The following is an 11,611-nucleotide window of genomic DNA, read 5'->3' as shown; positions in this document are numbered from 1 at the left end:
AGTATGAAAAAAATTATTGCTGAAAAATTATTATCAATCCATGCGGTTGCGTTGAAGCCGAATGAACCGTTTACGTGGACATCAGGATTACGATCACCGATTTATTGTGACAACCGCCTAACACTATCTTATCCGGAAGTCAGAAGAGAGGCTGCAATAGGTCTGCAAGCTTTGATTAAAGAAAACTATCCCGAAGCAGAAATCATTGCTGGAACAGCAACTGCAGGAATCCCGCATGCTGCATGGGTCAGTGAGCTGCTAAATTTACCAATGTGTTATGTCCGTTCAAAAGCGAAGGGCCATGGTAAAGGGAATCAGATTGAAGGGAAAGTCGAAAAAGGACAAAAGGTTGTGGTGGTGGAAGACTTAATTTCTACTGGAGGCAGTGTCATTACAGCCGTTCAAGCACTTAGAGAAGCTGGTTGTGAAGTCCTTGGAGTGGTTTCCATATTTACATATGGACTTGAAAAAGGGAAAGAGGCTTTCATACAAGAAGAAATTATTAGTGAATCGCTTACTGATTTTCCAACACTTGTTGAAGTAGCCATTGAAAAAGGTTACATAAGCCAAGATAATCAGGAGAGTTTGCTTTCTTGGAGTAAAGCACCAGCAGAATGGAGTAAGCAATTCGAATAAATTAAAAATGCCCCGGAAACCCCGGGGCATTTTCTTGTCTAGCTCCAGCACCCTAGCGGCTAGTGTCCTTCGCTCTCCGCGAGTAAAAATCCCTTCAGGATTTTTACCTACCTACGATAAGTCAAGCACGAATGCGCCAAATCTGCTCCTGCGCCATAGCAGATTCAGAGTAGCGGCGTTCAGCTCGTCGCAAAGCTGCAAGGAAGTAATTCAGGTAGCGGCTTGGCTCTTCGTGTTTCCTTTATCTCAGTTGGAGGGCTCCACAAGGAAAACTTCTGCAGCATAGGCTTCGCACGAAGAAAAAGCGTTAGCTTTTTCGAGGAGGCCATACGCCGCTGACCAGGTTGCTTGCGCTTTTCTTATTTCTTCTTAAGTCTTAGAACAAGCTCCTCTTCTGGTGTTACATATACAGTCTGTTGATTGTCATAGATAACAAAACCAGGCTTTGCACCGCTTGGCTTCTTAACATGGCGGACCTTTGTAAAATCGACTGGAACCGAGCTTGAGCTGCGTGCTTTGCTATAATAAGCAGCTAGCTTTGCTGCTTCGTGAATAGTCGTTTCCGATGGTTCTTTGCTGCGAATGACAACATGCGAGCCAGGAATGTCTTTTGTATGAAGCCAAATTTCATCTCGTGCTGCAAGTTTGTTGGTTAAATAATCATTTTGTTTATTATTTTTACCGACAATAATCTCTGTCCCATCTGAAGATAGATAATAGTCAAGTACCGGTTTGGCATTGGTGAGCTTTTTAGCATTGCGTTTTTGCCGATCACGGATATATCCGCCTTCAATTAGCTCATCACGAATTTCTTGAATGTCTTTAGGTGACGCAGACTGTACCTGTTGAAGCAAATTGTCAAAGTATAAGACTTCCTCACGTGCCTTTTCAATTTGTTCGATTACGATGGAAACTGAATTTTTTGCCTTCTGGTATTTAGAAAAATATTTTTGTGCATTTTCTGATGGCGTCTTCCGAGGATCCAGCGAGATGGTTACGGTACCGCCAGTTTCATCATAATAATCAATCACTTCTATTTCTTTCATTCCTTTTTTGGCAGCATAGAGATTGGCTGTTAATAGTTCTCCATAGCGCTGGAGCTGGTCTGACTTTTCAGCTTCTCTCAATGTATCTTCCAGTTTCTCAATTTTCTTTGTATTCTTTTCTTTTTCATTTACGATCAGCCGCTCAATATCATGTCCTTGCTGTTTTACTCTGTCCCGCTCAGCCTTGCCAAAATAAAAGCGGTCAAGCATTTCGCTTAGCGTTGAGAAGCTTCTGCCTTCTCCTTTTACATGTTCAAGAGGAAAAAGGTAAAAAACTTCCTTATTCCCTGTGGACATGATGGTGGGATTTAACTCACCTCTTTGAATTCTGTGAATCATTTGAATAAAAGTTTTTGGGACTGTTGTCCGATTGGCAATCCCGCTTTGGGTAATGACTTCTTTGGCAAAGAGTGGTGAGACTCCAGCAAATTGTTCGACTACTTGCCGATCTATCTTGCCGCTATTAAAGTCAATTCTTCTCAATAAATCATCTTCAACTGCCAAGAATGGATTTTGTTTGTTTTGTTCGGGCGGGAAAATATAAGGTTGACCCGGTAATATGGCTCTGTGACTATTTACTGCAAACGAAACATGCTTAATACTGTCGAGAATCATATTCCTGCTTTTATCAATCAGTACAATGTTACTGTGCCTGCCCATTATTTCGATAATTACCTGTTTGTAGCTGACATCGCCAATTTCATTGCGTCCTTTGATTTCAAAAATAATCATCCGATCATTTTCTACTTGATAGACATCCTCTAATATATAGCCCTCAATATGCTTTCTTAGCAGCATACAGAACATAGGCGGTTCACTGGGATTATCGTATGCTTCATTTGTGAGTTGTACACGTGCATAGCTGGGATGTGCAGAAAATAATAATTTTTGATTTACCCCATTTGCACGAATTGTTAGGATAACCTCATTTTTATAGGGCTGGTGTACTTTATTAATTCTTCCGCCTTTTAATGAAAGTGAAAGTTCTTGCACCATTGCTTTTGTAAATAAACCATCAAATGACATGGAAAACATCCTTTACTTCAAACATATTTATTCTTTACATATAGTTTACAAGATTATCATAACCCATATAAATTATCATAGCATTTTTTGGGACGAGGCTGAATAAGCTTTCTTTAGAGTAATTTACTTAAGGGGGAAGTGAGATGGTCGGATGAAATTTCATGAGATGGAGATCAATCAAGTAGAAAAGGCCTTAGATACCGACTTTTCTTCTGGGTTATCACCAGAAACAGTAAAGAAACGACTAACCAAACACGGGCTTAATGAACTGCAAGAAGGAGAAAAGCAATCTGCTTTACTCTTATTTTTTAGTCAGTTTAAAGATTTTATGGTTTTGGTGCTGCTGGCTGCAACGTTATTATCTGGACTACTTGGTGAATACATTGACGCAGTAGCGATTATTGCAATTGTCATTATTAACGGTATTCTCGGCTTCTATCAAGAAAGAAGAGCAGAGAAATCGCTGCAGGCTTTAAAGGAATTATCTGCTCCACAGGTTTCTGTTTTACGAGAAGGACAGTGGATGAAAGTTCCTTCAAAAGAAATTGCCGTCGGGGATATTGTTAAATTTTCAAGTGGAGACAGAATTGGTGCAGATGTAAGAATTATTGAATCTAGGAGTTTAGAAATCGAGGAGTCCGCCCTTACTGGTGAATCTGTGCCTGTGTCTAAACATACTGATAGCTTAAAAGCGATTAATCCTGGAATTGGTGATATGGAAAATATTGCTTTTATGGGGACCATGATCACGAGAGGAAGCGGCATTGGAGTAGTTATTGCAACAGGAATGAAAACGGCGATGGGGCAAATTGCAGATTTGCTTCAAAATGCGGAGTCCCAAGATACACCTTTGCAGCGCCGTTTAGAGCAGCTAGGTAAGATTTTAATAACCGTTGCATTAATTTTAACCGTTCTCGTTGTAGGGATTGGAATTTTACAGGGACATGAACTTTATACCATGTTCTTAGCAGGGGTCTCCCTTGCAGTTGCGGCAATACCTGAGGGATTACCAGCGATTGTAACGGTTGCTTTATCGCTCGGAGTCCAAAAAATGATTAAGAGAAATGCTATCGTAAGGAAGCTGCCAGCAGTAGAAACACTTGGCTGTGCGTCCGTTATCTGTTCGGATAAAACAGGAACAATGACACAAAACAAAATGACGGTTACCCATTTATGGAGCGGTGGAAATACATGGACCGTAGATGGAGTAGGCTATCAACCTCAGGGAGCTTTTTATCGCGATAATACTCATGTTCATCCTAAAGATGAGAAAGCCCTGCAGCAAATGCTTATATTTGGAATGATTTGTAACCATTCAGAATTAGTCATGAAGGATGAAGACTATATTCTCGATGGGGATCCAACAGAAGGGGCTTTACTGGTTAGTGCGATGAAAGCAGGGTTTGATCGAACAAATCTATTAGATGAGTTCACCATAATAAAGGAGTTTCCGTTTGATTCATCGAGAAAAATGATGAGTATGCATGTTAAAGATAAGCAAGGCAGAAATTTTATTGTTACAAAAGGTGCACCAGATGTAATTATAGGAAAGAGTGAATCTATTCTTTGGGATGGAAAAACACAATATCTTAGTCAAAATGTCCAAGGTCAGGTTCAAGAAGCAATCAATAACCTTGCTTCCAAAGCGCTCAGAACCATTGCGATTGCATTTAAACCTATTCCCGCTAATACAGTAATTCTTAGCGAGCAAGAAGCAGAGAAGAAATTAACATTCATCGGTGTTCAAGGGATGATCGATCCGCCTAGGCCGGAGGTTAAAGAGGCTGTACGAGAATGTAATGATGCAGGTATCAAAACGGTAATGATCACTGGAGATCACATTATTACAGCTAAGGCCATCGCAGCCCAGCTCGGTATTTTAACGAAAAAAAGTAAGGTCCTTGATGGTAATGCATTATCAACGATGACCGTTGACGAACTTGAGGATGTAGTGGATGACGTTTCTGTATTTGCCCGCGTGTCACCAGAACATAAATTAAAGATTGTCAAAGCTTTGCAAAATAGAGGACATATTGTTGCAATGACAGGTGATGGGGTCAACGATGCACCAGCTATTAAAGCGGCTGATATCGGTGTTGCAATGGGAATTACTGGTACGGATGTGGCAAAAGAAGCATCTTCACTTGTATTATTAGATGATAATTTTGCAACGATAAAAGCAGCAATAGAAGAAGGCAGAAATATTTATGAAAATATTCGAAAATTCGTTCGATATTTACTTGCTTCGAATGTTGGGGAAATATTGGTTATGTTATTTGCGATGATATTAGCACTGCCGCTGCCACTCGTACCGATTCAAATTCTTTGGGTAAATTTAGTAACCGATGGTTTACCGGCAATGGCATTAGGACTAGACCGTCCAGAAGAGGATGTAATGAGGCGTAAACCACGAAGTCCAAATGAAGGTGTTTTTGCCCGAGGACTCGGATGGAAAGTTGTTTCAAGGGGTTTTCTCATTGGAATCATAACATTGCTTGCGTTTATCATTGTATATGATCAGAATCCTGCTAATCTTGAATATGCCCAAACAATCGCATTTGCAACATTGGTAATGGCTCAACTTATTCATGTTTTTGATTGTAGAAGTGAGAAGTCTGTCTTATCAAGAAATCCATTTGGGAATAAGTATTTGGTCTGGGCAGTTATTTCATCACTTGCATTAATGATTGCAGTGATATACTATCCGCCTTTACAACCCATTTTTCATACCCTTCCAATCATAGCAAAAGATTGGCTTTTGATTATTGGACTGTCTTCGATTCCAACTTTTTTACTAGCCGGAACATTTTTGTTAAGAAAAACAAAATAAAGTGTGTTATAATCCAAAAGGTAGTAGAGTTGGCTCTATTACCTTTTGTTCATTTTTAGAATAATACCATATACTTTACATAGGTTAGCCGCTCATCTTCAATAGATTGGAGTGTACTTAATGGTAATAAGTATGACGGGCTTTGGGAGAAGCAGAATTGTCACAGCTTCTTTTTCTGTAAATGTTGAAGTAAAAACAGTCAATCATCGGTTTAGCGAAATTAATGTTCGGATGCCCAGACAGCTGCTAAAGATTGAAGATAAGATAAAGAAAAAAGTGAATGAGCATCTCCGTCGCGGCAGGGCTGAAGTTTATATCATGCTCGAAGGCGAAAGTGCTGTTACACGGAATATCCAAGTGGATTGGAAACTTCTGGAGGAATACTACCTTTTTATCAAACAAGCACGAGATCGATTTAATCTTGAAGGAAAGGTATTGCTTCAGGATTTATTAACTCGCAATGATTTTTTACATATCGAAGAAATCGATGAAGGCAGCGAAGAATTAGAAGAACTAGTACTTAGAGCAACAGAAGAGGCTGTTTTACTATGTAAACAGATGCGAGTAACAGAAGGAGAAGAATTAGGGAAGGATTTGCTCACTTCGTTACTGCAGGTCGATGCACATACCGATGAACTTAAGGAATTAGCACCCGTGGTGGTCTCAGCGTATAAAGAAAGATTGTTAAAAAGAATTGAGGAAATCGTACAGGGACAATTTGATGAATCACGTGTTTTAACTGAGGTCGCTATTTTTGCTGATAAGGTTGATATCAATGAAGAATTAACCAGGTTAAAAAGCCATATTCAGCAATTTAGGCAAACGTTAAACGAACAAGAACCAATTGGCAGAAAACTTGATTTCCTTGTTCAAGAAATGAATAGGGAAGCTAATACCATTGGATCAAAAGCAAATGACTCAAGTATTACAAAAAAGGTAGTAGATATAAAAAGTTTGCTTGAGAAGCTGAAGGAACAGGTTCAAAATATTGAATAACAGTGTTTAGGAAATGTTTGACAAGGCAAAAATATATTATTGATGATTGGATGATAATCATGTCGATTAAATTGATAAATATTGGATTTGGAAATATCGTATCTGCCAATCGGATAATTTCAATTGTAAGCCCTGAATCTGCTCCGATAAAGAGAATTATTCAAGATGCTCGAGATCGGGGTTCGTTGATTGATGCTACATATGGAAGACGTACTCGTGCGGTAATCGTCATGGACAGTGACCATGTCATTTTATCAGCCGTACAGCCTGAAACGGTTGCCCATCGACTGGCTGACCGTGATGAAATTATGGATGAAGGGTAGGATTATAGAAAATGCAGGAAAAAGGATTACTTATCGTATTTTCTGGTCCATCCGGTGTCGGAAAAGGAACAGTAAGAAAAGAAATATTTTCCCATCCGGACACGGCTTTTGAATACTCAATTTCAGCAACAACACGTGCACCTCGCCCAGGTGAAGTAAACGGGGTAGATTACTTTTTTAAGTCAAGGGAAGAATTTGAAGAACTAATACAACAAGGTAGACTTTTAGAATATGCGGAATTCGTAGGTAATTACTATGGGACACCTGTGGATTATGTACGTGAAACCCTCGATGCTGGGAAAGATGTCTTTTTGGAAATTGAAGTGAAAGGTGCACGTCAAGTAAGGGAAAAGTTTCCAGAAGGTTTGTTTATCTTTCTGATGCCGCCAAGTCTCACCGAGCTAAAGAATCGGATCGTTACCAGAGGTACTGAAACAGAAGAGTTAATTAACAATCGAATGCTGTCGGCACGGGAAGAAATTGAAATGATGGAATTATATGATTATGTAGTTGAAAATGACCAAGTAGAGTCGGCTTGTGAACGTGTAAAAGCAATCGTTGTGGCTGAACATTGCCGCAGAGAACGTGTAGAACATCGATATAAAAAATTACTGGAGGTCGAATAAATGTTATATCCTTCGATTGATTCATTACTTAATAAAATTGATTCAAAATACTCACTCGTTTCAGTTGCGGCCAAACGTGCTCGATCCATGCAGCAAGCCAAGGATGAGAGATTACCTAAATACGTTTCTTATAAGCATGTAGGAAAAGCATTAGAGGAAATTTACAGCGGCGAACTTACCTATCGAGTACCAAAAAAATCTGAAACAGGTGCAATTTACGGAAAAGACAGTTCAATAGGTAAGTAGTAAATTGGAAAGGACTGACAAAAGTAAAATGTCAGCCTTTTTTATTTTTTGTCGGAGGCTTTTTTCTAAAGGGCTAACAAATTAAATTCAATGGTGCAAATTAATAATTTCCACGTTAAAATCGGTTTTAGAATTTTAACAACAATTGTTACGAAAATAGTATTTGTCGAAAATAGATGAAAAAGATGAAAAAATATAGTAATTCTAGCATAATAAAGGATAGATAATTGTGGAATAGAAGCGGGGGATATCAATGGATAAAAAGATATTATTATGTGTAACTGGTGGAATAGCTGTATATAAAGCAGCAGCCTTAACAAGCAAACTTGTCCAAACTGGAGCAAAGGTTAAAGTAATACTTAGTGACTCTGCAGCAAAATTTGTTTCCCCGTTAACGTTTCAGGCGTTATCCCGCAACGAAGTGTACACGGATACCTTTGATGAAAAAAATCCGAATGTGATTGCACATATAGATTTAGCTGATTGGGCGGATTTAATCCTAGTAGCACCTGCGACCGCCAACACGATCGCAAAGCTAGCAAATGGGATTGGTGATAATATGATTACAACTACTTTATTAGCAGCAACTGCGCCAGTTTGGATTGCTCCGGCGATGAATGTACACATGTATGACCATCCAGCTGTAAAAAAGAATATTTCCATATTAGCCTCTTACGATTATCAATTTATCGAACCGAGTGAAGGCTATCTAGCTTGTGGTTATGTGGGGAAGGGACGTTTAGAGGAACCCGAGAAAATCGTAGAAATAATCAAACTGCATTTTATGAAAAAAAACACTCAGGAGCTAAAAGGGAAAAACGTCTTGATTACAGCGGGTCCAACAAGAGAAAGAATCGACCCTGTACGATTTATTACCAATCATTCCACAGGGAAGATGGGATATGCTTTAGCAGAAGCTGCAAAGAATGCGGGTGCGAGTGTCAAGTTGATCTCAGGCCCTGTAAATATCTCAGCACCACAAGGTATCGAGCTGGTTAAGGTCGAAAGTGCGGATGATATGTATCATGCAGTCATGGACAGCTATAAGTGTGCGGATATTATTATAAAAACAGCAGCAGTAGCGGATTACCGTCCTAAGGTTTCCTTCGATCATAAAATGAAAAAGCAGCCTGGGGACAAGGTAATCGAACTGGAACGAACAAAGGATATTTTATTCGAACTTGGAACATTGAAAATGAATCAAATCCTAGTCGGTTTTGCTGCTGAAACAGAAAATGTTGAAGAATACGCTAGAAAAAAATTAGCGGCAAAAAATGTGGATATGATCGTGGCAAATAATGTGAAAACAGAAGGCGCTGGATTTGGAATGGATACAAACATTGTAACTTTAATTAAACGTGATGGCAGTAAAATAGAATTACCATTGATGTCTAAAAAAGAGGTTGCAAATAAGATTATCAAAGAAATCGGTGCGTTCTCAAAGGATTTGGAAATGGAATGAAAATTGCTAGTGTAGTTGTGGATGTGCCAGCTAAACAAACAGATAGGTCATTTGATTATCTCATTCCGGATGAATGGCTTGAAACGATACAGCCTGGCATGAGGGTGGTAGTCCCTTTTGGTCCAAGAAAAATTCAAGGCTTTGTTACTGAGATAAAAGCTGAATCTGATTTCAAAAAGCTTCGTGAAATCTGTGAGCCGATGGACTTAGAACCTGTTCTTAATCAGGAATTACTTGAACTTGGGAATTGGCTGACAGAAAACACCTTATGTTTTAAAATTTATGCCTATCAGGCGATGCTCCCAGCAGCATTAAAGGCAAAATATGAAAAGAAGGTAAGGCTTTCTGCAGGTGTTTTGATAAATGATCTACCGATACAGCTTCAAGAGATTTTTACGAATGAGGAAGCGATATCTTGGGATGAGGCTCTGAAGAAGGGGCTCGTACCTATACTCCAGAGAGAAGCAGCTAAAGGTATCCTAGAGGTAATTCATTTAGTTAAAGGAAAACTAAATAAAAAGAAAGTAAAGTTTGTCCGCCCGCTCCTATCAACAGCTGATTTGGAAGCTGAACTTAATGAATTGCCACAAAGAGCTGAAAAGCAAAAAGAAGTTTTACGTTATTTTGTGCAGAATCCAGAACCAGTCGAGCTGAGACATTTATTAGCAGACTTAAATATTTCATCTGCAACGGTCAAATCGCTCGTGGAAAAGAAACTTCTCGTTGAGAAGTTCATGGAAGTTTATCGTGATCCCTATGAAAACCGGACCTTTACACGGACTGAGCCGATGCGATTAACAGACGATCAGCAAAGTGCGATTGGCCCGATTCTTAGTTCTATTGAAAATAATCTCCATGAGGTCTTTTTGCTTTATGGTGTTACGGGCAGCGGAAAAACGGAAATTTACTTACAATCCATCCAAGACGTAATTGGAAAAGGCAGAGAGGCGATTGTTCTTGTTCCAGAAATCGCACTTACTCCACAAATGGTAAATCGCTTTAAAGGCCGATTCGGCAATTTAGTTGCTGTATTGCACAGTGGGCTTTCAGCGGGTGAAAAATACGATGAATGGCGGAAGATACAACGGAAGGAAGTTAAAGTTGTTGTTGGTGCAAGGTCAGCTATTTTTGCTCCTTTTGAAAATCTGGGAATTATCATTATAGATGAAGAGCACGAGACCAGTTATAAACAAGAAGAAATGCCGCGCTATCACGCTAGAGATGTGGCTATTGAACGCGCCCAGAAAAACAACTGCCCTGTAGTGCTCGGGAGTGCTACACCTGCGTTAGAGACTTTTGCAAGAGCACAAAAAGGAGTATTCAAACTGTTATCTCTTCCAAACAGAATGAATAAGAGAGCACTTCCTGAGGTTGAAATTATTGATATGCGTGAAGAGTTAAGAGCGGGAAACCGTTCCATGTTTTCAAGGAAGTTGTTTGAATTGTTAAAGGAAAGAATCGAGAAAAAAGAGCAGTCCGTATTATTTTTAAATAAAAGAGGACATTCTTCGTTTGTTATGTGCAGGGATTGCGGCTATGTAATGAATTGCCCTAATTGTGATATTTCTTTAACCTACCATAAGGTGAAGGAGCAAATGAAATGCCATTACTGTGGATATGAGAGTTACGTGCCAAATCAATGCCCTGAATGCTCGAGTGATTATATCCGTTATTTTGGTACGGGCACACAAAAGGTGGAAGATGAACTCGGTAAGATTCTTCCAGAGGCGAAAGTTATTCGTATGGATGTGGATACTACCAGCCAAAAGGGAGCTCATGAGAAACTATTAAAAGAATTTCATGAAGGGAAAGCAGATATTCTTTTAGGAACACAAATGATAGCAAAAGGGTTAGACTTTCCAAATATCACACTAGTGGGTGTCCTCTCAGCAGATACCATGCTCCATTTACCGGATTTCCGATCCTCTGAAAAAACATTTCAGTTACTAACACAGGTTAGCGGAAGGGCAGGGCGTCATGAATTACCTGGGGAAGTCATCATACAAACTTATACCCCAGAGCATTATAGCGTTGAATTAGCTGGAACACAGGATTATCTTCGTTTTTATAATAGAGAGATGATCATGCGTAAAGCACATCACTATCCACCCTTTTATTATTTGGCCCTCATTACAATTAGTCATGAACAGCTAATGACTGTGGTTTCTGCTACAGAAAAAATTGCAGCTTTTGTCAGGTCGCGTCTTTCGCAACATGCAGTAATACTGGGACCAGCGGCATCACCAATTCCAAGAATAAATAATCGATATCGCTATCATTGTTTGATTAAATATAAGCGAGAACCAGAGCTAACCAAAACACTAAAAACCATACTTGACCAATATCAGACTGATCCGAAAAGTGGATTACTGGTTTCTATTGATATAAACCCGTTTATTTTGATGTAAGATGCTGAAATA

Annotated in this window: 9 protein-coding genes; 8 read left to right on the top strand and 1 reads right to left on the bottom strand. The window is 39.3% G+C overall.

From position 1 onward, the window contains the following. Positions 1-3 precede the first annotated feature (3 nt). A complete protein-coding gene (gene pyrE / locus V7108_RS05040; RefSeq protein ID WP_335567480.1) occupies positions 4-636 on the top strand; it encodes an orotate phosphoribosyltransferase in 633 nt (210 codons plus the stop codon). Between the two features lie 359 nt (positions 637-995). On the opposite strand, the gene V7108_RS05035 is transcribed toward pyrE, so the two are convergent. Beyond that, on the bottom strand, positions 996-2,708 hold the full coding sequence (locus V7108_RS05035) for an Rqc2 family fibronectin-binding protein (RefSeq protein WP_335567479.1): 1,713 nt from the start codon (positions 2,706-2,708) through the stop codon (positions 996-998). 151 nt (positions 2,709-2,859) lie between these two features. On the opposite strand from V7108_RS05035, the gene V7108_RS05030 reads away from it, so the two are divergent. From V7108_RS05030 to priA, 7 genes are all read left to right on the top strand, one after another. Then, positions 2,860-5,538: a calcium-translocating P-type ATPase, SERCA-type gene (locus V7108_RS05030; protein WP_335567478.1), complete on the top strand. Its 2,679-nt coding sequence runs from the start codon at positions 2,860-2,862 to the stop codon at positions 5,536-5,538. A gap of 120 nt (positions 5,539-5,658) precedes the next feature. Next, complete coding sequence (locus tag V7108_RS05025; RefSeq protein ID WP_335513552.1) at positions 5,659-6,534, top strand: YicC/YloC family endoribonuclease; 876 nt, start codon at positions 5,659-5,661, stop codon at positions 6,532-6,534. Positions 6,535-6,593: 59 nt separating this feature from the next. After that, positions 6,594-6,857, top strand: coding sequence for an extracellular matrix/biofilm regulator RemA (remA, locus tag V7108_RS05020; protein WP_090758253.1), 264 nt, complete (start codon positions 6,594-6,596; stop codon positions 6,855-6,857). 11 nt (positions 6,858-6,868) lie between these two features. Further along, complete coding sequence (gmk, locus tag V7108_RS05015; RefSeq protein WP_335513550.1) at positions 6,869-7,483, top strand: guanylate kinase; 615 nt, start codon at positions 6,869-6,871, stop codon at positions 7,481-7,483. Continuing rightward, positions 7,484-7,729 (top strand): DNA-directed RNA polymerase subunit omega, encoded by a 246-nt coding sequence (gene rpoZ, locus V7108_RS05010; RefSeq protein WP_335513548.1) that lies wholly within the window; start codon positions 7,484-7,486, stop codon positions 7,727-7,729. 247 nt (positions 7,730-7,976) lie between these two features. Further along, the gene (gene coaBC, locus V7108_RS05005; protein ID WP_335513560.1) at positions 7,977-9,191 is read left to right on the top strand and encodes a bifunctional phosphopantothenoylcysteine decarboxylase/phosphopantothenate--cysteine ligase CoaBC; all 1,215 of its coding nucleotides are present in this window, start codon (positions 7,977-7,979) and stop codon (positions 9,189-9,191) included. Beyond that, a complete protein-coding gene (gene priA, locus V7108_RS05000; RefSeq protein ID WP_335513546.1) occupies positions 9,188-11,599 on the top strand; it encodes a primosomal protein N' in 2,412 nt (803 codons plus the stop codon). The genes coaBC and priA overlap by 4 nt, the downstream gene beginning before the upstream one ends. Positions 11,600-11,611 lie beyond the last annotated feature (12 nt).

This window comes from Neobacillus vireti (assembly GCF_036962345.1).
GTDB lineage: Bacteria > Bacillota > Bacilli > Bacillales > Cytobacillaceae > Neobacillus > Neobacillus vireti_A.
Note: the sequence above shows the minus strand (reverse complement) of the source record. Positions and strands in the feature narration are given on the sequence as shown.